General features: G+C 47.3%; 18 protein-coding genes. 8 read left to right on the plus strand and 10 right to left on the minus strand.

The features are described 5' to 3' along the window. Positions 1 to 32: 32 nt before the first annotated feature. Genes BUA34_RS10825 through nifH form a run of 3 tightly spaced genes read right to left on the minus strand, consistent with a single transcriptional unit; the run spans position 33 to position 3885 of the window. Positions 33 to 1391, minus strand: a complete 1359-nt coding sequence (locus BUA34_RS10825) for a nitrogenase component 1 (RefSeq protein WP_072829453.1) — start codon at positions 1389 to 1391, stop codon at positions 33 to 35. A gap of 17 nt (positions 1392 to 1408) precedes the next feature. After that, complete coding sequence (locus BUA34_RS10830) at positions 1409 to 3013, minus strand: nitrogenase component 1 (protein WP_072829455.1); 1605 nt, start codon at positions 3011 to 3013, stop codon at positions 1409 to 1411. Positions 3014 to 3039: 26 nt separating this feature from the next. Then, positions 3040 to 3885, minus strand: a complete 846-nt coding sequence (nifH, locus tag BUA34_RS10835) for a nitrogenase iron protein (protein WP_014545823.1) — start codon at positions 3883 to 3885, stop codon at positions 3040 to 3042. A 454-nt stretch (positions 3886 to 4339) separates the two neighbouring features. Between nifH and BUA34_RS10840 the strand changes: the two genes are divergently transcribed. The 7 genes from BUA34_RS10840 to BUA34_RS10870 all read left to right on the plus strand — a co-directional run bounded on the left by BUA34_RS10840 (position 4340) and on the right by BUA34_RS10870 (position 11383). Continuing rightward, the gene (locus tag BUA34_RS10840) at positions 4340 to 5551 is read left to right on the plus strand and encodes a MalY/PatB family protein (protein WP_072829457.1); all 1212 of its coding nucleotides are present in this window, start codon (positions 4340 to 4342) and stop codon (positions 5549 to 5551) included. 190 nt (positions 5552 to 5741) lie between these two features. Beyond that, a complete protein-coding gene (locus BUA34_RS10845; RefSeq protein ID WP_072829459.1) occupies positions 5742 to 6686 on the plus strand; it encodes a LysR family transcriptional regulator in 945 nt (314 codons plus the stop codon). 43 nt (positions 6687 to 6729) lie between these two features. Continuing rightward, positions 6730 to 7560, plus strand: a complete 831-nt coding sequence (locus BUA34_RS10850; protein WP_072829461.1) for a tRNA threonylcarbamoyladenosine dehydratase — start codon at positions 6730 to 6732, stop codon at positions 7558 to 7560. Positions 7561 to 7712: 152 nt separating this feature from the next. Next, positions 7713 to 8141: a DUF4418 family protein gene (locus BUA34_RS10855; protein ID WP_072829463.1), complete on the plus strand. Its 429-nt coding sequence runs from the start codon at positions 7713 to 7715 to the stop codon at positions 8139 to 8141. After that, entirely contained in the window at positions 8122 to 9312 is a 1191-nt protein-coding gene (locus tag BUA34_RS10860; RefSeq protein ID WP_072829465.1) for an ABC transporter permease, read from the plus strand. Before BUA34_RS10855 ends, BUA34_RS10860 begins: the two co-directional genes overlap by 20 nt. Next, positions 9312 to 9995, plus strand: coding sequence for an ABC transporter ATP-binding protein (locus BUA34_RS10865; protein WP_072829467.1), 684 nt, complete (start codon positions 9312 to 9314; stop codon positions 9993 to 9995). Before BUA34_RS10860 ends, BUA34_RS10865 begins: the two co-directional genes overlap by 1 nt. A gap of 17 nt (positions 9996 to 10012) precedes the next feature. Next, positions 10013 to 11383, plus strand: a complete 1371-nt coding sequence (locus BUA34_RS10870; RefSeq protein ID WP_072829469.1) for a sodium:solute symporter family protein — start codon at positions 10013 to 10015, stop codon at positions 11381 to 11383. Between the two features lie 10 nt (positions 11384 to 11393). On the opposite strand, the gene BUA34_RS10875 is transcribed toward BUA34_RS10870, so the two are convergent. From BUA34_RS10875 to BUA34_RS10895, 5 genes are all read right to left on the minus strand, one after another. Then, positions 11394 to 13088: an ABC transporter ATP-binding protein gene (locus tag BUA34_RS10875; protein ID WP_072829471.1), complete on the minus strand. Its 1695-nt coding sequence runs from the start codon at positions 13086 to 13088 to the stop codon at positions 11394 to 11396. After that, positions 13085 to 13354 (minus strand): PqqD family protein, encoded by a 270-nt coding sequence (locus BUA34_RS10880; RefSeq protein ID WP_072829473.1) that lies wholly within the window; start codon positions 13352 to 13354, stop codon positions 13085 to 13087. The genes BUA34_RS10875 and BUA34_RS10880 overlap by 4 nt, the downstream gene beginning before the upstream one ends. Then, a complete protein-coding gene (locus BUA34_RS10885; protein ID WP_217650188.1) occupies positions 13351 to 13785 on the minus strand; it encodes a S24/S26 family peptidase in 435 nt (144 codons plus the stop codon). Before BUA34_RS10885 ends, BUA34_RS10880 begins: the two co-directional genes overlap by 4 nt. After that, entirely contained in the window at positions 13782 to 14660 is an 879-nt protein-coding gene (locus BUA34_RS10890) for a hypothetical protein (RefSeq protein WP_072829475.1), read from the minus strand. The genes BUA34_RS10885 and BUA34_RS10890 overlap by 4 nt, the downstream gene beginning before the upstream one ends. A 250-nt stretch (positions 14661 to 14910) precedes the next feature. After that, complete coding sequence (locus BUA34_RS10895; RefSeq protein WP_175545455.1) at positions 14911 to 16968, minus strand: glutamine synthetase III family protein; 2058 nt, start codon at positions 16966 to 16968, stop codon at positions 14911 to 14913. Between the two features lie 351 nt (positions 16969 to 17319). Between BUA34_RS10895 and BUA34_RS10900 the strand changes: the two genes are divergently transcribed. Next, entirely contained in the window at positions 17320 to 18459 is a 1140-nt protein-coding gene (locus BUA34_RS10900; protein ID WP_072829478.1) for a sigma-54 interaction domain-containing protein, read from the plus strand. Between the two features lie 41 nt (positions 18460 to 18500). On the opposite strand, the gene BUA34_RS10905 is transcribed toward BUA34_RS10900, so the two are convergent. Next, positions 18501 to 19577 carry an NHL repeat-containing protein gene (locus BUA34_RS10905; protein ID WP_072829480.1) on the minus strand — a complete coding sequence of 359 codons (1077 nt, stop codon included), beginning with the start codon at positions 19575 to 19577 and terminating at the stop codon, positions 18501 to 18503. 71 nt (positions 19578 to 19648) lie between these two features. Continuing rightward, a complete protein-coding gene (locus BUA34_RS10910) occupies positions 19649 to 21694 on the minus strand; it encodes a TonB-dependent receptor (protein ID WP_175545452.1) in 2046 nt (681 codons plus the stop codon). Positions 21695 to 21696: the final 2 nt, after the last annotated feature.

The raw sequence follows: 21696 nt of genomic DNA on the forward strand, positions 1-21696 counted from the left end.
CACTTTTGTTGATGTAGTGAAGAAGCAAGAACTTACTTTCCGCCAACGGATGCGCTATAAATTTTTTCAAGCAAATTAAGAGCACCCTTATAACCGACGAAACTACGATTGATAATCAAAGTTTCGCTGGACGGAGGCGTAATTTCAAAGAACAAAGCGCCCTTATCATTGGCAAGATTGATTTCCCAAGAAGAAGCAAGAATCAACGGCTTTCCAGAAGAGAAATCAACTTCCTTGATAGCTTTTTCAATCAAGTAGCCATCTTCTTCGAATTCCACTTCAACATCGACGCCTTCGCTGATATTATGGAAAGCATCTTCAATTCCCTTGCGGAATTTCTGCGGAGGATCGTCCGTGATAATCGCCTTGCGCGGAATAAGACCGATTTGGTCAGCAAGGAACTTGGTGTAAGCAAGCGTGTAAGCGGAATCAGCGGTAATCGCAAATTCACTCGGCATACCGTACCAGTATTCAGCAAAGAATTCAGAGAAGTGTTCCAAATAGTAGTAATAAATACCATTTTCTTGTTCAATGAACTTTTCGCTCTGTTCCTTATCGATTCCGGCAAAATCAACAACTTTGCGGATAAATGCAGCAGTTGCTTCAGCACCGATTGGAATTTCAGGAATGTGGAGGAACGGCTGACCATATTTTTTCTCAAGGTGTTCAGCGTTTCTCACGCCAACCCACGGAGAAACCACCAAGTTGAACTGGGCTTCTGGAATGCGCAACCAGTCCTTGACACCGTTATTTTCAGGTCCAAAGAGCACATTCACTTCAAAGCCAGCGCCACGGAGAATACGGGCAAGTTCCTGATAATCTCCGCGCCAGTTCTGGTTGTAATACGGAACTTCAAACCAAAGGTTGACAAGGCCCTTCTTGCGTTCGCCCTTGTAATCGCCCACAAACTGATCGACAATGGCGTTTACCACTTCTTCGTGACCGAAAAGGTTATTGCCCTTAAAGCCTGCGGTATCCACAGCCACAATCGGGTAGCCCAAATCGCGATATTCATTCACCAAGCTGGGGACGTCATCACCAATGAGGCCGCCCACACAACCCGTAAGAACAACATAAAGGTCACCATCGAAAACCTTGAGCGTTGATTTAATCAATTGATCCAAAGTCTTGATACCGCCGAACACGATGTCATTTTCGGTAGAGTTTGCGCTCGGCATGTTACCAGCACCAGCGAAAATGCTGCCCTGGAAGCCGTTTTCAAAAGTGAGGAATGCGGTTTGCTTAAGCTGGCAACCCGGAGAGCAGTTGGCTATAGGAACTGCACCCTTGATGCCGACAACCGTATTGGACGCACCAACTGCGCAAGAATAGCGGGGGTCCGAAATAGAATTGCTCTTTTTCTTTTTATTTGTATTAAGTGCTTCTGACATTTTCGAAATCTCCCTTATTATGCGTTTTCTGAATTAGATTCTTTGCCTTTGCTGAACTTGAGATTTCTCGGTTCAGGAAGGTCGTTAAGTGCTTCTGGGTGATGCGTCAAATAGAACGGATCGTCCTGAGCAAGCCACCAATCAGAATACGGGAGTTTCACATTACGCTTGAGAACTTGGTTAAACTTTGTACGTGAAAGAACGCCCTTGAGCATTTCACCAATGCGGAGGATACCTTCGTAGCCCACCGGAATATGTTCGTCGCCCATGGTGAGGGTCGGGAATCCGAGGTGACCCGCGACAGATGCAAGGCCCGGATGGCGAATGAGCAAGAAGTCCGTCTTGGCACGCTTCAAAAGTTGCGGAAGCTGGAAGGCGCGAGTCTTACTTACAGTATAGTGCGGAATGTCGCCGTAAGTTTCTACAAGTTCCTTCAAGGTGTCTTGATGCTTACCTGCACCATCGTAAATGGGGTCATGATGGAACACGAGAGCTGCATCGTGGCCTATCCCGAGTTCCGAAAGAACACTGATAAGGCCGTGAGCATAAGCAGAACCCGTCATTACGATGCCGTTCTTGCCCTTGAAAAATTCGCGAAGTTCAGCGAGCTTCGGAGCAATACGCTTGTGTTCACTTTCGATATATTCTTCAGCTTCTTTTTCTTTACCGACAACTTTTGCAATAGCGCGGAGCCATTCGTCAGTGCCCTTAATGCCATACGGTTGCGGAGCATCGATTTGCGGAACGCCGAAGGATTCTTCAAGTGCGGTAGCCATGTAACCACCCAAAGTATCGCAGAAGGTAGCAGTCGCGACAGCTTCTGAAGCCTGGCGGATTTCATCGAAAGATGCAGTATCCAAGAGGTAATTCACACGGAGGCCAAGCGGAGCAAGCATTTCAGAGAAATAGTCCGTTCCCCAAAGCGCAACAATATTGAGCAAGTCATTTTGCTTTTTGGTCGGATGGCGATTCACGATTTGACGGAGAACGCCATGGAATGCAATGTCGAAGCCGGTTGACCAATGCTTGGAACGGAAGCCTTCGCAGTGCAGCGGAATTATAGGCACGCCAACTTCAGGTTCCATTTCTTCGGCGATGGAGTCAATGTCTTCACCGATAATAGCGGTAGCACAAGCCATGCCAATGAAAATAGCCTTGGGATTGAAACGTTCTTTTGCATCACGAATCGTTTGACGAAGCTTTTCAGAAGCACCGAACACCATGTCCTGTTCTTTCAGGTTGGTGCTGATGTTCAAAGTATTCTGCAAAGGCTTGCCACGACGCTTAAGGCCCACATGCATAGAAAGGTTGAATTTGGAGTTTTCGCCGCTGCAGCCGATCGGGGAATGGTCAATCAAAGCGCAGTCCGTGAGGTTACCCACCTGGCACTGAACAATGGCGTTAGAGCACATGGTTTCTTGATTGAGCGGAGATTGCAATTCGCAAAGCTTACAGCCCGCACCCTTGCCAGCGCAGCCACCATGCTTTTTCGCACTACGTTCATCGTAAGCGGATTCCTTGATCAAGTCGCTGGCTTTGCCGTCCCAACCGATAATGGTACCCAGTCGATATTCGCGGTTTTCGACCGAGGTCATATTTAAATTAATGTTAGTTGATGCCATAGATTTTTACCTCCTGCCGGTTCTCGCTAAATGGAGTAGTCCTTTTCCATCATGCCGTAGTCGATGAGAATTTGTTCCAAGCGGTCCTGCGTCATCGGCGTTGGGATGGTAAAGAGTTCATTTTCGTCGATGTTCTTCGCGAGTTCGCGGTAGACGTTGGCCTGGTTGCAATTCGGTTCGAAATCAATCACGGTTTTCTTGCGGATTTCGGCTTGTTGCACAATATTGTTGCGCGGCACATACTGGATGAGTTGCGTGTTGAGTTCCTTGGTGAATGCGCGGAGCAAATCAAGTTCGTTATCGACGTTACGGCTGTTGCAGATAATACCGCCGAGGCGAACTTCGCCGCGTTCGGCATACTTTGCGATACCCTTACAGATGTTGTTCGCAGCGTAGAGGGCCATCATTTCGCCGGAAGCCACGATGTAGATTTCCTTGGCCTTGCCTTCGCGAATCGGCATAGCAAAGCCACCGCACACAACGTCACCGAGCACATCGTAGAATACGTAGTCGAGATCTTCAGTGTATGCACCGAGCTGTTCGAGCATGCTGATGGAAGTGATAATGCCGCGGCCTGCGCAACCTACGCCCGGTTCCGGGCCACCGGATTCCACGCAGCGCACGCCCTTGAAGCCGACCTTTTCAAGGTCTGAGAGCTGAATTTCGGTTTTGTTATCGCGAATAGTATCAAGCACGGTTTTCTGATGGAGGCCACCGAGCAGGAGTCGCGTAGAGTCCGCTTTGGGGTCGCAACCGACAACGAGAACATGTTTACCTTGTTCTACAAGCCCTGCGGTCAAGTTCTGTGTCGTAGTAGATTTGCCGATGCCGCCTTTACCATAAATAGCGATTTGACGTAAACGTTTTGCCATAAAAAAGCCTCCTTAAGAGTCTGATTCCTACAAAAATGCTAGGTTTGGCGGAATTTTAGAATTAATGTCAACCCTTTCCAATATTTTTTCAACCCATTTCGGCCAAAAAAAATTTTTTTCGGCTCAGCTATAGCTTCGCCTTATCGCTCAATTTATTCCGTTCCTATCGCTAGTCAAAAGACAAGGAACTATTACATTTAAGAACGAATTAATCTAGATAGCGGATCGAATACGCCATGACGGAATCATTTGTTCGCCATGACGGCAACATCTGACTTTATTGACCGCGCTATCCGACCACCTTGACGTTGCCAAAGGACTCGACATAATTCACATAGAAAAATTCTATAACAAGTACTAGAAATATAATATTAGACAATAGCATCAATTCCTTCTATATTATGTGCCGGCGTGAAAAGCCTACAACTGCAAAGTTTTGCAACGGAGACTCGCCATGTCAGAAGATTTTGAACGAAATTTAGACTTTGATACCGTTATCGAGCGTCGCCACACGAATTCCATCAAATACGACTTCGCGGTAGAGCAACGTGCTGTAAAGCCGGGTGAAGATCCTTACAGTCTTCTCCCGCTTTGGGTCGCTGACATGGATTTCAAGACATCTTCGTTTATACAAGACGAGTTGATTCGAGTTGCCGAATATGGGATTTTCGGTTATAGCGAGCCGAAAGACGATTACTACGAAACCATCAAAAACTTTTATCGCCGCCGCCACAATTATAACATCGAAGACCGCAAATGGATTATTAAGGTTCCTGGAGTGATGTTTGCGCTCGGTATGGCCATCAAAGCATTTTCGAATGAAGGCGATTCCATACTCATCCAGCAGCCAGTCTACATGCACTTTGCCGATGTCATCATCAATAACAATCGCAAAGTCGAGAGCAATAATCTTGTCTATGGCGAAGATGGTCGCTACCATATTGACTTTGAGGATTTCGAAAAGAGAATCATCGAAAACAACATCAAACTCTTTTTACTTTGCAGCCCGCACAATCCCGTTTGCCGCGTCTGGACCCGCGAAGAGCTTACACGCCTCGGAGAAATTTGCCTCAAGCACAATGTCATTGTCGTAAGCGATGAAATCCATAGCGATTTCGTCTATGAAGGAACGCACACCGTATTCGGTTCGATAAGCGAAGAACTTGCGAACAATTCCATCATCGTCACCGCCCCGACAAAAACATTCAACTTGGCAGGCATCCAAATCGCGCACGCCTTCATAAAAAATCCGTCAATCCGCCGCGCATTCCGCAAGCAAATTTTTGCCTCCGGCTATAGCCAAGTCAGCATCCAAGGAATCGTCTCAGCGCAAGCCGCCTACAGCAAAGGCGAAGTTTGGCTCGATGCGCTCCTCAAATACATCAAAGGAAATATCGATTTCACAAACAAATTCATTAAAGAAAATTTAAAGGGAGTCAAGCTCGTACCGATGGAAGCAACCTACCTCGCATGGATTGACTTCAACGGGACAGGGCTTTCACCAGACGAAATCCAAAGGCGCATCCGCAACAAGGCTCGACTGTGGCTCAACAATGGGATTCTTTTCGGGAATACCGGAGAAGGGTTCCAACGGCTGAACCTAGCTTGTCCACGAAGTACCTTGGCCGAGGCTCTCAATAGGCTAAAAGTTGCGTTCAATTCATAGGGACGCACAACGAGAAGCCCTCAGGAAGCCTAGAATCCACCTGAGGGTTTCTTCTATTTTTAATATTCCTATAATACATATAGGATAGGAAAGAAAAAATTTTTATATTTTCGCCTAGTCGCAAGAGGGGGCAGCCCCACTCAAGGCGGGATTCACAACTTCACATTAAATTTAGGGATTACAAACAACCATGACATTACAACAATTACGCTACGCCATCGGAATCTCTAAAGTCGGCTCCTTCAACAAGGCTGCCGAGTCTTTATTCATTTCCCAGCCTTCATTGACGACGGCCATCCACGATCTCGAAGATGAAATCGGTATCACGATTTTCAACCGCACGAGTCGCGGTGTCACGCTCACGCCCGAAGGCGAAGAATTCATTGCCCGCGCAAACGAACTTTACAACCACTACACTTCCGTTCTCGAACGTTACAGCAAGGAAGAACAGAAGAAGAAGCGCTTCGCTGTTTCGACGCAGCACTACTCCTTCGCCGTCAAATCCTTCGTGAACATGGTGAAGAAATTCAACATCGACGACTACGAATTCGCCCTCCGCGAAACAAAGACGAAAGAAGTCATCGATGATGTGACAAGCCTTCGCAGCGAAATCGGCATCATCTACTTGAGCGACTTTAACCGCAAGTACATCACTTACCTGCTGAGAGAACACGACCTCGTTTTCCAGAAGTTGATTGATTGCAATGCTTACGCCTACATGTGGAAGAACAACCCGCTCGCGAAAAAGCCCTACGTCAACCTCGAAGACCTTTCAGAATACCCGTGCCTTTCTTTTGAACAGGGCGAAAGCGGCAACTACTACTTCGCTGAAGAAATTCTAAGTACAAACGAATATCACAGAACCATCAAGGCAAATGACCGCGCCACCATGCTGAACTTGATGGTGGGCCTCAACGGCTACACGCTCTGCTCCGGTATCATTAGCGAAGAAATCAACGGTTCCGATTATGTGGCCGTGCCGTTCAAGGATGCCAAAGGCGAAAACGACCGCAAGATGGAAATCGGCTACATCACCAAGAAGAACTTCATGCTCAGCACGATTTGCCGCATTTACATCCGCGAAATGGAAGAATACCTAAGCGCTTACACTTCTGAACATCGTTCGGAACAGTAGCATTACCCCGGTTCTACGAACCGGGATTTTCTATAATTGTTTTATGTCCCTTAGCTCTAGCATTTTCAACCGTACATCGCTCCTGCTCGGCGACGATGTCATGGAAAGCATCTATAAAAAGCGAGTCATCATTTTTGGACTCGGCGGTGTCGGTAGCTGGTGTGCCGAAAGCCTAATCCGTTCAGGAATACAGGAACTCGTTCTCGTCGATTCCGATCGCGTTTGTATAACCAACGTAAATCGCCAACTGATGGCAACTCCCAAAACCGTTGGACAAGTCAAAGTCGAAGTCCTCAAGAATCGTTTGCTCGAAATCAATCCGCACGCAAAAATCATTGCACTGCAAGACATCTACGAAGAAGCGAATACGGAAAAATTCCAGTTAGACACATTCGACTACATTATCGATGCTATCGATAGTCTCGAGAACAAGATGCAATTGCTGTGGCACGCGTCTAAAACAAAAGCTACCGTATTTTCCTCAATGGGCGCCGCCCTCAAAATGGATCCCACGCGAATCAAGGTCGCAGAATTCTGGAAAGTTTCTGGATGTCCCCTCGGCCGTGCACTCCGCGACAAGTTCAAGCGTAAAAAGCTATTCCCAAAGAAAAAAATCATGTGCGTCTATAGCGATGAGCTCTTGAAAAACCGAGGGAAAAGTTCCTCTTGCGGAACAGATGCTTGCATGTGTCCCAAAGTTCGTCACGAGCGCAGCGAAGCAGAACTTCAAAACGAGAATTTGATCAATCATGAATGGTGCAGTACAAAAGCACAAATCAACGGCACCATGGCACACGCCACCGCGATTTTCGGATTCACTATTGCGGGCCTCGTGATGCAAGACATTTATCAAAAAGCAACATTGCAGCAATAAAAAATCATAGATCCTATCGGGCGTTGCCCTCCAGGATGACAGTAACGCGGTTTGTTATAGATTTTTTCTATAAGAAGTCCTAAAAACAAAGTATTGGACAAACTCATAAACGCCTTCTATATTTGGCATCGCACAAAGACAAGGAGGTATTTATGACAAACGGCATATTTTTTGGATCTATAACAGTTTTACTAGGCACCATCGTTTCGTTGCTCTCTTTTGTTTTGCTTCCTTTTTGCAAACACATGGAGGGCATCGTTATGCGATGCCATTACACCTCCATCACTGACGGCTTCGTAGGTATCGCCATCGCACTCATTGGCATCGCCTACTTGCTATTACCCAAAGCACAAAAGGCCTTGTCTTTTGCGGTAATCGCCTTGGGTGTTATTACTTCACTTGTCCCCACAGTCATTGTAGGCGTCTGTTCGCACCCGCACATGCACTGTCATTCTATTTCATCCCCAGTTCTTCAGCTGGTAGGAATCGTTATCGCACTTTTTGCTGTGGCTAATATCGCCTTCTTGGCAAGCCGCAACTTCGAATCGGAGGATTTTACTAATGAAACACACTACGCTTAAAATTATTTATACAAACTTTTGGAGTCACCCTGTTCGAAGCCTCGGCCTTGTGATTTTGACCGCCATCGCTTCGGCAACATTACTTTCTAGTGTCATTTTTTCCAAAAGCCTTGACACTGGATTCGAACAACTTTCATCACGCATGGGAGCCGATTTGCTCATCGTCCCCTTTGATAGTGAAGCCAAGGACCAGTCCATTCTTTTGCAAGGTGATTTGAGCAATCACACACTCCCTCGCGAAGTTTTAGACTTTACACGAAAGCTCCCTGGAGTAAAAATTGCCTCCCCGCAATTTTACTTCACTACACTCAGCGCAAGTTGCTGCGATAAGAAAGTCAACATTATCGGCTTCGATTCCAAAACTGATTTTACTATCAAGCCATGGATTCGTAAAACATACAAAAGCGAATTCAAGCCTGGTTATGTCATCGCCGGAAGCGACATCGATATTGAAAAGGGCGGAATCATCAAATTTTTCGATAAGGAATTTACCGTCGTTGGAACGCTTGAACCTCTAGGAAACAAGCTCGACCAAGCCATATTTGCCGACATCGAAACAATCGAATTGCTCCGAGAGGCCGCGGCCAGCAAAGGTTACAACTTCATCCCCGAAGAAAAGCCTTCCGCAATCCTCGTAAACCTCGAAAATGGAGCAGATTTCGAAAAAATTTCTCAATCGCTTTACGAACAATTCAACGACTTGCAAGTCATCCCGCGCAAGAACATGTTCGATAGCATTATCGCAACTGCAGGCTCATTCAAAATTGCAGTATGGATAATTTCTGGGTTCTTCTTGTTCATCGTGATTGCAGTTGTCTACATTGCATTCTCGGTTTCGACAAACGAACGCAAACGTGAATTTGCAACACTCCTCATTATCGGAGCTACTCGCAAAAAGCTCACCAACATCGTTCTTGGAGAATCCTTGATTGCAAGCGGAAGCGGAGCATTTGCAGGTACGCTTTTTGGAGCCGTCGGCATCATATCTTTCCGCTTTTTGATACAAGATAATTTGCAGATACCCTTTTCACTCCCTAACGCATCCACCATCCTTGTAACAATTATCGGTGCGCTCTTCATCCCCGCTATTGCAGGCATCGGAGCTGCGTACCACATCGCTAGAAAAGTCGGAAAAATCGACATTTACACTGCATTAAAGGAGGACGCTTAATGATACTTAACGGAAACAACATAACAAAGCAATACACAAGACGTGGCGAAAAATTTAATGCGGTCAACAACGCAGATTTCTTCGCATGGTCAGGCGATTTTACCGTCATCTTCGGAGAATCCGGAAGTGGCAAGAGCACTCTTTTGAACGCCCTTGCTGGCGTTACCGCACCGACATCAGGGAACGTCGAACTTGATGGGCAGCCGCTCTTTAAATTAAACGATGAAGATCTCGCACGTTTACGCAACGAGCGCATCGGCTACATTCCACAAAATACAGCAAGCCTTTCAGCATTCACCGTCGCCGAAAATATCACTTTGACTTCGACCTTGTATAACAAGAAAATCGACAAGGAACATATCAAAGCGCTATTGAACAAGCTCGGCATCGCACACCTCGCCAACGAACATCCGCAAAATCTTTCTGGTGGTGAATTGCGCCGTGTTGCCATTGCACGTGCTCTAGCCAACAAGCCAGACTTGATTATTGCAGACGAACCAACAAGCAACCTCGACGAAGAAAACAGCCGCAAGGTCTATAGTCTTTTTGCAAGGCTTGCACGGACGGGAGTCGCTGTCGTCATCGCCACACATGACAAAAACGCATTCGGTTACAGCAATCGCGTTTACCACATGAAATCTGGCTCGCTCGTTCCCGACATCGGCGAATACGGCAACCTGTAAAATTCTAACTTTAGGTCATGAAACTTCTCATCATCTATTTTCTTGTCCTTGGATTCATTTGCATCCGCGATTTATTCAAGGTCAAGAATTTCGACGATTACGTCGTTGCAGGCCGTAAACAAAGTTCACCATTCGTTTTCATGAGCCTCATGGCCACTGTCCTTGGGGCTTCTGCAACAGTGGGCATCGCCGCACGTGCCGAAAGTATCGGTTTTGCCGCATTTTGGTGGCTGGGCGTCGGAGCAATTGGCTTCTGGTTCCAGGCCGCATTCCTGAGCAAACCGGTTCACGATCTCGACGTCCGCACGCTCCCTGAAATTGCCGAAAAGACGGTCGGGAGAACAGGACGAAAGCTCGTCGCATTTATTATTGCCGTTTCATGGATTGGAATTATCGCTGCACAGTTTGCAGCTGTCGCAGGATTCATCGGGCTTGTGCTTGGGCATGATGCAGGCACGCAATCCGTTTTGATTACAGCAGTCATCGTGATTGTCTACACGCTTTTAGGTGGGCAACTTTCTGTTGTCCGCACTGACGCACTGCAATTTGGAATTTTGACTCTTGGATTTTTCGCCGCCGCAATTTATTTGTTCGGCGGTTTTTCCGGCGCAGAAAGCGCGACATTGGCAAATGGGACCTCCGCAGGCCTTGCCTCTTTCGGAAACTTTAATCTCTTGAACGAAAAATTCAGTTTCTCCGATTTAGCGATGATGTTATTTACCGTCGGCGGAGCCTATTTCCTCGGCCCCGATGTGATTTCGAGAAACCTCGTTGCGAAAGATTCTTCATCGGCGCGCAAGGCCGTTGTCATCGGAAGTTTCGCCATCCTCGTCTTTAGCGTGATTATCGTTTTGCTCGGCATGTGGGCAGCCACTTACGCACCGAATGTAGCCGGCAATAGCGTGAATCCTTTATTCCGCCTCGCCTCCGGCGTGCTTCCGCTACCACTCGCTGCACTTTTATCCGTCGGACTTTTATCGGCACTGCTTTCGTCAGCAGACACATGCCTCATCAATTCCGCAGCCATTTTCGGAAGCGACATACTGAACACACGTCGAATTTCTGTAGTTCGTTTGATCGTTGTCGCTATCGGTGTCATCGCCACTTACCTTGCACTCCAAGGCAAAGATATTATAGGGCTTTTAACGATGGCGTATTCCGTCTACACACCGGGAATTGTAGCACCGCTTGCAGTCGCAATCATAGCACACAAAAAGTTCAACATCAAAAAAACATTGTGGTACGCAGGCGTTGTTGTCGGTGGACTTTTCGGGCTTATCCCCGCAATTTTTGCGTCAACTGCAAAAATTGCACTCCCCGCCTACATTCCCCATATCGGGATTGCCATCTCGCTTATTTTTGCACTTGCTAGTTTAAAACGCAAATAAAAACTAAAATTTAATTAGGCTTGATTCGAACAACTTCGTCACAGAGTTCGCATACTGCCGGGCGGTGCGTCACAAATATCATCGTTTTTTCAGGGAACATTTCAAACAAGCGCCTATAAAGTTCGCTTTCCGTCGATTCGTCAAGCGAGGCGCTGATTTCGTCGAACAGCAAAACATTTCCGGGCCGCAACAGTCCACGCGCAATCGCAATACGTTGCGATTGGCCTTCGCTAAGGCCACGACCACGTTCACCCAAATTCGTATCCAAGCCTTCCGGCAAATCAAAGACGAAATCAGCACATGCGGCATGCAAAGCCTGCCGCATCTCGGCGTCTCCGATGCCGGGCCTCGCGAACTGCAAGTTATGCCGTATCGTACCGCTCATCAGCGTATTGCCCTGCGGAACATACACAAACTCTTTACGCGTATCCTTTGCAACAACACGTTCAAATGCAGTGCCATCATGTTCTAAATAAATCAAGGCACGGCCTTCATCGGGAGGAACAAATCCGAGCAAGATTCTAAACAAAGTAGTCTTTCCCGTTCCTGTTTCACCCATAATGGCAGACTTGCTGCCCGGTTTAAAATCATGCGAAAAATGCGAAATAATTTCTTCCCTATTTCCTTTTTGCGCATTTTCCGTCTCATAGCCAAAACTCACATTTTCCAGACGGACACCCACTCGAACAGCATTTTCGCTTTGCGCAGCAACACTATCCAACAAATGCGACTCATCACGCTTTACCGGAACTTCTCCGGCATCGCGTTTCAATTCATCCAAGCGATCAATACTCGCCGTAGAATGAATCAATTGCGGAACCATTCTCAAAAGCGTCAAAATCGGATGTTGGATTTGCCCCACCAACTGCAAAAAAGAAGTCATCGTTCCGATTGTAATTATTCCATCGCGCAGCCCAAGGCCACCCCATACAAACGCAAGTAAGTAACCAAGGCCAAAAGCAGAGCCCAGCGAAAAACGCGAAATCGTCGTGAATCGCGTACGGCGCAAAACATCATGTTCCAGCTTTTTCTGTTTTCCCTTCAAGAGCCCCGTCACCCAATTTTCACTTTCGAGCGAACGCAGCACCGCATTATATTCCACTGCTTCCTGCACCTGCATCTGGATACGGCTTTCTCCATCGCGAATATCAAGCGTCATCTGACGCAACTTTCGCGAGACCATTTTTCCAACCACAATCATTACAGGAGTAAAGAGCAACAGCGCCCATGCCAAGCGTACATCGAACCAACGCATCATGAGAAACGCACCCAAGAGTTGCACGCCCGTCACCAACATATCTGGAATCGTTTCCATCGTAGATGTACAGACCGTCTCAACATCTTTCGTGAGTCTCGACGAAATATCGCCCGAATGTAGAGGCTTGCTGCCGTACAGTTTCCGTTCGAACAGCAACTCAAAATAAGTCAAGCGCAAAGCATTCGACTTTCGCACCATTGCACTTGCATTCATGTAATAATACACAAGTCGAAGTACAATAGAGCCAACAACCGTAAGTACCAAAAAAACAACCATACGGATAACATCATCATTTGTCCCCGTACGGATAGTCTCATCAATAAACTGCTTGCTGAGCCATATCATCAAAAGTCCAAGCGCAACACGCCCGACACCCACCATTACGCGAATGATGATATTTGCACGGAATCCGCGCAGTTCATGCCACAGCCAAGCAACGTACTTCATTCAACCACGTTTACTTTCTGCCATTCATTAACAATCGATGCCACATCTTTCAAGGCATCGTCTCTTGACACGTCATACTCTTCACAAAGTACATCCGTAAGGCTTTCTACCGTAAAATCACCTTGAGCCTCAGCCTGTTTCCACAACCATGATGCAGTTTCATTCAAACAAAGGAGTCGACCAAAATCAAGAGCGCCAACACCCTCACCCATAATTACTTGTTCACCGCAAACATCGCGCAGCACAAAACCATTCTTAATTTTCATAATTTAACCCTCTTATAAAACCATAGAAAGTAACGTCTAAAAGGTAGTAGAATATACCACAATTTTGCAGCACATTTCCGCCAAAACGTTTCTAATGAGCGTTTTTTGCCCTTAGCACTTACAACATAAACAACTTTTGCACGAACATCATCCCAATTGCAATGTTCCCGCAACGACAAATTGCCATCGCCCATCAAGGTCACGTGATTTCCGTCTATCGCCACAATGCGGTGTATTACATAATTACCAGTTTCAACTTTGGCAAGCACAACACTCCCGCGTTTACAACCTTCTGGACGTTCGAGGACAACCTTTTCAGAGCCGCCTACAATAAAAGGCAACATGCTTACACCATTCACCGGAAACGTAACGGCCACGCCGTCGTCAACCAGGCGAATCGCCTCTGAAAGAATAAAATCATCCGAAATCACGCAATCGTCTCACAGCAAAGTTTAGCAGCAGCCTCATCCGGCAAACATTCCAAATGCCAAACAGGAACATGCGAAGCAAGCGAATTTTCTATACGATGCAAGCCATCAGCAATAGCCCTGTCCCAACGCTTTCCAGAAATACTAGGCAACAGCGCCGCATATGCCGACACGCCACGTAAACGTTCAATCTTATTATGCGGAGCCTGTTCCAACAAAACGAATCCACCTAACGGAGCATCCATATTTTTGTAGCATGGAGTTTTACCACTCCAAGGACTTCCATAAACTTTGGCGCACAAGCCATCTTCAAAAAAGCGAACGACAGGATTATCGTCATTCAACAATTCCGTACCGGCGATATGGCGCAGCCACAATCTTGCATGGGTACTTTTCCCCGTTCCGCTTTTTCCAAGGAACAGATATCCACGATTTTGATAAGTCACCACAGCGGCATGGAACAAAGCCGTTCCAAGATTTGCCGTAGCCAAAGCATACAAGACCATCAACGCGTTGTCAATAGAAAACTTATTGGTTTTTGATTTTTCTTCGGGCAGATAAAGTTTTGCCGACTTGTAGTCTTTTGAGCAAACCAACATTCCCGTTGAAACGCCCCTTAATACAAACTCAAAAGTCGGCAGATTTTCAGCGGTATGGCCACAGATAATATCTTGGCCTTCCTCGCTCTGGCGCATTTCTTCCACATACTCGACGTAAGCACCCTGTACAATAGAAAGTGAGAAAACAGCATCCGCATCACAAGCGTCATCAGCACCATTTACAATGAAAGGCTCATAATTTTGCATCAACGAAAACATATCTTCGTCAGCATCAACAGAAAACTGATGTTCAGCAACCTTGTAATACCTTTTAGCCATAAATTCCCTTTACAGAACACATTTCAAATATTTATTTCCAATAATAGAAAAAAAGACTAAAATTCAGACACTATATAAAAAAGCCGCGAGACATTCCCGCGACTTTTCAAATTGCACACAAGTCATCAGCCAACGACTAGTAGATGAATGGGCATATAGGCTTCCCACCTTCGACGGGAAGCCATGCTTTTCATTAGTAAATGAATGCGCATTGAGGCCTCCCACCTTCGACGGGAGGCCATGCTTTTCATTAGTAAATGAAAAGCATTTCTCTATACTTCGGCAGGGGCCAGAGTTCGTCGGGAACGATTTTTTCTAAGCCATCTACTTCCTTGCGGAGAGAGGCAATCGCATCGACAATGCCTTCATGGAGTCCACCAAGAGACTTTTCCATCACATCAATGGCAGCCGTCAAACGAATCAAGCCTTCGCCGAGCGATTTGGCGTAACCGTCAAGACCCGGGAATCCTTGGTTCAAAGCCATTTCGTTTGTCTTGAGCGCATTGGAATATGCTTCCACGACCTTCGGCAAAATAATATTCTTTGCCATATCGCGAGCAATTTCACCTTCAATATGAATACGCTTGTGGAAGTCTTCGCAATTCACTTCGTAACGGGAAATCATTTCGGCACGGTTCATTACGCCATACTTTTCGAAGAGAGCAATATTTTCGTCCCTCGTCAAAGCCTTGAGCGCTTCCATCGAAGTGCGGATGTTCGGGAGGCCGCGTTTTTCGGCTTCCTTCACCCAATCTTCGGTATAGCCATTTCCGTTGTACAAAATGCGCTTGTGTTCCTTCACAATCTTTTGCAAAATTTTCTGCAAGCCCGTGTGGAAGTTCTTGTCATCGAGCTTTTCAAGCTGATCCGAAATCAAGTCGAAAGCTTCAGCGACGATTGTATTCAGAACAACATTCGGTTCAGAGCAGCTCTGGCTAGAACCTGGTGCACGGAATTCGAACTTGTTGCCCGTAAATGCAAACGGAGAAGTTCTGTTGCGGTCCGTAGCATCACGCGGGAGCGGCGGAAGTGTATCAGAACCAAGTTTCATGGCGCCAGCTTGCTTGCTGGACTTCGGTACACCTTGTTCGAGCTGTTCGATCACGTCCGTAAGCTGATCGCCGAGGTAAATGGAGATGATAGCCGGAGGAGCTTCGTGAGCGCCGAGACGGTGATCGTTACCAGCACCTGCGCAAGTCATGCGAAGCAAATCAGCATGCGTATCAACGGCGTACATGATGGCGCAAATGGCTGTGAGGAACACGGCATTTTGGTGCGGGTCCTTGCCCGGATTGAGCAAATTGCCCTTGCCGTAAGAAAGGCTCCAGTTGTTGTGCTTACCAGAACCGTTCACGCCAGCAAACGGCTTTTCGTGCAACAGGCAAACGAGACCGTAGCGGTCCGCCACATTGCGGAGCGTTTCCATCACGAGCATATTGTGGTCGCAAGCGAGGTTCACTTCTTCAAAGAGCGGAGCAAGTTCGAACTGGGCCGGAGCAACTTCGTTGTGGCGGGTCTTTGCAGGGATGCCAAGTTTCCACAATTCCTTTTCCACATCGTTCATAAAGTTCAAGATGCGGCTCGGGATGCTGCCAAAGTAATGGTCATTCATTTGTTGGTGCTTTGCAGGAGTAGCACCGAAAATCGTGCGGCCGGCTTGGTACAAGTCCGGGCGTTGCAGATAAAATCTCTTATCAATGAGGAAGTATTCCTGTTCGGCGCCGAGCGTAACAGTCGTCTTCTTCGGACCGGCCTTGAAGCAAGTCATGAGGCGGCGAGTCGACTTGGAAAGCGCTTGCAAGCTGCGGAGGAGCGGAGTCTTCTTGTCGAGAGCTTCACCCGTATAGCTGCAGAAAGCGGTCGGGATGCAAAGCGTAGCACCATTGCCGTGACGCTTGATGAACGCCGGAGAAGTCGGATCCCAAGCCGTATAGCCGCGAGCTTCGAACGTAGAACGGAGTCCACCGCTCGGGAAGCTAGAAGCATCCGGTTCACCGACAATCAAGTTTTTGCCGCTAAAGGCCATAATCGCCTTGCAACCAGACGGTTCAAGGAAGCTGTCATGCTTTTCAGCAGTGGAGCCGGTCAAAGGCTGGAACCAATGCGTAAAGTGCGTTGCACCGCGATCCATTGCCCAGCGCTTCATTGCATGAGCGACATCGCCAGCGATGCTCGGATCAAGAGCGACACCTTCGTCAATCGTTGCGAGAAGTTTTTCGCAAATGTCCTTCGGGAGGTAGGTGCGCATGGCATCGGCATTGAAAACGTCTTCGCCATAGAAATCGACATTCGCAGGAGCGGCAGGCATCACAGCGCTCACCGGAGCAGTTGCGATATCGTAGATGGCCTTATTACGACTATTGTTCATTTTTTTCCCTTAATGTCTTCCCCGTCTTGTCATCCCGGACTTGTTCCGGGATCGCCATTTCAGAGATTTTTAATTAACAGACTATAAGTTAGCAATGCTTTTACCCCTTTGCACTGTACAAAATCGCCTAATTTCCGCCCTTTTCATTACATTTTTGTAAAATTTATTCAGTTTATTACATTTTTGTAAAACAAATAGCAAAATATTTGCTATATTAAACTCGTTCATCTCTCCTAGAGCTGCGTCGGGTTACCGCAGGCCCGGCGCAGCAACAGGGAATTCGGAATAAACATGGATATACAATCCCTTGAAAACACGACTTTCGCGGCCATTGTCGAGAAAATCCAAAAGGTTCGCAAGCGTGACGAGCTTCTTAAAAGCATTCAAGGAATTTTAAAGCACAACTTCGAATCCATCGAAAACGAACACCTCATCGAATGCCAAAAAATCCGTAACATCATCGAAGGCATTCCAGGCGAACTCATCGGTAACACGCGCGAAATGCGCGAAGTGAGCAAGCTCGTACGACAAATCGCCCCCACAAGCGCAACAGTCCTCATCCGCGGAAAAGCAGGCACCGGCAAAGAATACGTAGCAAGGAGCATTCACGAATTTTCAGACCGCAAAGAAAGCCCGTTCATCGCGCTCAACTGCGACGCCCTCACCGAAGGCGCAAACTCTTTTGAAAGCGAACTTTTCGGATTTGAACGTGGAGCATTCACAGGCGCCACCAACCGTCACATCGGCAAGGCCGAACAGGCAAACGGCGGCACACTATTCCTTGATGAAGTTGCCGACTTGCCACTCCCTGCGCAAATCAAGCTTTTACAGTTTATTCAAGAACAACGTTTTAAGCGCCTCGGCAGCAACATCGAGCAGCGCTGTAACGTGCGCCTTATCGCAAGCACTGGCAAAAATCTTGAAGCCATGATGCAGCAAGGGGCGTTCCGCGAAGATCTTTATTACCGTCTGAACATTTTCCAGATTTCGCTCCCCGAACTGGTCCAGCGCAAGACGGACATTTTGCTTTTAGCCGACCATTTCATCGAAAAAATGAATTACAAATACGGCAAGAAAATTTTGCGTTTAAGCTCGCCTGCCATCGATATGCTCATGAGCTACCACTGGCCAGGAAACGTGCGCGAACTCGAAAACTGCATTGAACACGCATGCCTCGCCACCACTGACGTTTGCATCAACGCTTACGATTTGCCACCCACGCTACAAACCGACGTCACGTCAGGCACATCCGTACTCCCCGAAGGCAACAGCCCGCTCGCCACGCTGATGGACAGCTACGAGCGAGAAATCTTGAGCGAAGCGCTCCGCCGTCATGACGGCAACATGAGCGCCGCCGGGCGCGACCTTTCTGTAAGCCCGCGCATGATGCTATACAAAATAAGGCGGCTAGGAATAGCCGCCTCGAACTAAGTAAATTGTCACCCCGACCATTGCGCCGGGGCATCAATCAATTATCTCACAAGAGCGATGCCGTAAACCGGGAGCATGTCCTTCGGGGCATCAATCTTCTTGAGCTTGCCTTCATCGTAAGAATAAAGGCCGCCCTTAGAGCCACGGTCACCAATGTAAAGGATGCCGTCAACATCGTCAAAGACGAGAGAACCTTCGACGTCGCTCACATCAGAAACAGTCTTCACGGACTTTTCAGAGAGATCAACCTTTGCAAGAGGAACATCGCCATAGCCCTTATAAATAGCGGCATAGCCAACACCGTCCGGGTCTACAGCAAATGCATAGACACCACCACCGAGTTTCTTACCGTCAACAACCATCGACGAATTCTTCTTAGAGAAGTCAACAACTTCGATACCGCGCTTGTCGTCAGCATCTGTGCCATAGGCTTCATTGTATTCACCCTGAGAAGCAACGTAAAGCTTACCCTTGGCAAAGCCCATTGCCATCGGGTTTTTCTTAGCAAGCTTAATCGTGTCGAGGAGATCGCCATTGCTAAGCTTGTACAAAGCAAGGAGACCCGGAGCCGGATAAGCGTAATTTTCAGAACGCTGGAAGAGAGCAAACAAAGTATCGCCGCTCACTTCAAAATCAACGAGGTTCGGAGTAGAGGCCTTACCCTGATTGAACTTTTTCGTTTCAACAGTCTTCGTGATCTTGCCATCCTTAACAGCAACCTTCACAAACTTGGCAGCGCCTTCCAAAGCCACCCAGACTTCATCCTTGTTGGCTTTCACAACGTCACTCGGATTGGCGCCATCATCCAATTCAACCTGCCACTTGACCTTGTTTTCCGAAGCATCAACAAGAGCAAGGTTATCAGCACCATATCTTTCGAGCACGAAAAGATTGCCATCAATACCGATAATCTTGGAATCCTGATTGAATTGTACAGACTTATCAGAAACACCGTCTTCGTTAACCCAGCGAAGTTCGCCTGTCTTGTAGTCAGAGCCGAACACGTAAACCGAAGCCGGCTTCAGCGGATCATCATCAGCAGAAGTGGAGTTATCCGAGCAAGCCGTCATATAGAGGGCAAGGGACGATGCCGTAGCAAGCATGAGGAATTTTTTCATAGTGGTTCCTTTTTATGTTTTTCGCAGACGACATGAATTACAGATTTTGCAAGTCACATTCTGCGCGGGGTTTAAAACCCCTGTGTTAATGTTAATTTGTACTCTCTCCCCGGAGTTGGGTATGATATATACGGATTTCTATACGTTTCATTCGTCAAGTTCCGGAGAGCAAAAACAAGTCGTGTTTTTTCAAAAGGTGCATAGCCAAGCGAGACATGATGCAAATCCACAGCAGGTTGCTTGATGCGATTTGCACGATCATCAAAAATTTCAGTGCGATATTCTGAAGTCCATGTCAAATCAAGATGATACGGCAAGTCAAATCGGGCCTCAGCATAATACGAACGCGCGGGTTCATTTGGAATTTGTTTACCATAGTAATACCTCTCATCGCTTCGATCTTCAGCATCCTGGAATGTTGCACGCAAAATCACAGAAAGCCATTTTTTCGGTTTGCTTTCAAGTTCTGCTTCAAGCCCACGCACATGAGATTCACCTATATTGACCGGTTTCGAAAATCCTCCACTCACCAGCCAATAAATTCCATTATCCACATGTGTTTCGAAATATGTTGCTCGAATGGCAGTATTGCTTTTCGGAATCATGTAATAGCCACCAATTTCAAAACGCAGCGCCGATTCATCTTTCAAATCCGGATTCGAGAGCATTCCCGGATAGACACCGTAAACTTCCATCAGTTGCGGCATGCGAGCAAAACGGCCAAAGCTCAAATTGCCTCCATACCGAGAATTCGGTGCGTCATAACGTACAAAACCGCGGCTTGTCCAAGAAACGTTTCGCACATTTTCCGTTTTCAGCGACTTCGCTGTCGTCGGTTGCACAAACTTTCCACCATGCACATCGTCCTTGACAATTGACGCAGACGCTTCGCCACCGATAGAAAGATTCTTAACAACATCATAGGACACATCGCCAGAGACATTTGTCGCAACACGCATCAAGTTCCATTTACTCGACGAGGTTCCACGTTTTTCATAATAGGCCGCGTCCATCGACAAACGCACATTGGCCTCAAGGCGTTCACCAGAATAATTCGCAACAATTTCTGGAACAAGAGTATAACCTGCTGCGCCATATTCCTGCAAGCCCGGCAAATCATAACCCAAGTGATCTAGCTGATAATACGAATGCGAAGTCGCCTTTTCATACTTACCCGTCAGCGAAAGTTCCAGCCAAAGCCAACCGAGCAACTGCGGAAGTTCAGCACGATATGTTGTCTGTGCAAACTCGCCTTTATACCCTGCCACAGACGTCTGGTAATCATCGCGTCCAGGGTTACCACCTTCCGAGCGACTAAAATTCATATTCAATGTCGAGAACACACCATTTGCATGCAAAACGCGAGCCTTGAAAAGCCCCGAATATTCTGTAAACTCCGCATTGCGACGCGTGTCCGTAAAATCGTCATCGGGATTGTACGGCGTTCCATTTTGACTTTTAAATTCGTAATCGTTATCGCTATGGCGCACCGACAAAGACGTGCTCACCGATGCGCTATCCGTCAAGCGCGAGAGCAGCTGTGTCGAAGCTTCCCACGTGTTGTGGCTACCGTAGCTCAAAAGTACACGACCCGATTTTTTTTCTTCCGGCTTGAGTACCGCTTCAGCAGGCTTCGAACCTTTCGTGATAAAGTTAATGGCACCGCCAATGCCGCGACCGCCAAACTTTGCCGGCACACGATCCTTGTAGACTTCAATCTTTTCAATCTGGTTCAAATCAATCGAGCCAAAATCAACCGCACCGCCCGACGCATCGTTCAGCGGGATGCCATCCACGCAAACGACAATGTTCTTTGCCGAAACTCCGCGAATACTCACGGTCTGGAAACTCCCAACACCACCCTGTCGCGTATATTGCACGCCCGGCAAAGACGCCAAGACTTCAGCGGCCGAAAGCGAACGACCTTCCCAAGCTTCGGGCAAGACTTCGGCATAGCTTGAAGATGCCTGTAAAGGCTTTACGTTTTCGGACGTTACCCCGTAAACAGACGATTCCCCTAAATCCTGAATAAACTCTTCGGAAAAACCAGAAACGCTCGCAAGCAGTACGGTCGCGCACACGCGAACGTCTAAAAGGCTGCGTCTGCACGCAGTCAAAC

This window comes from Fibrobacter sp. UWB12, from assembly GCF_900142485.1.
Lineage (GTDB): Bacteria > Fibrobacterota > Fibrobacteria > Fibrobacterales > Fibrobacteraceae > Fibrobacter.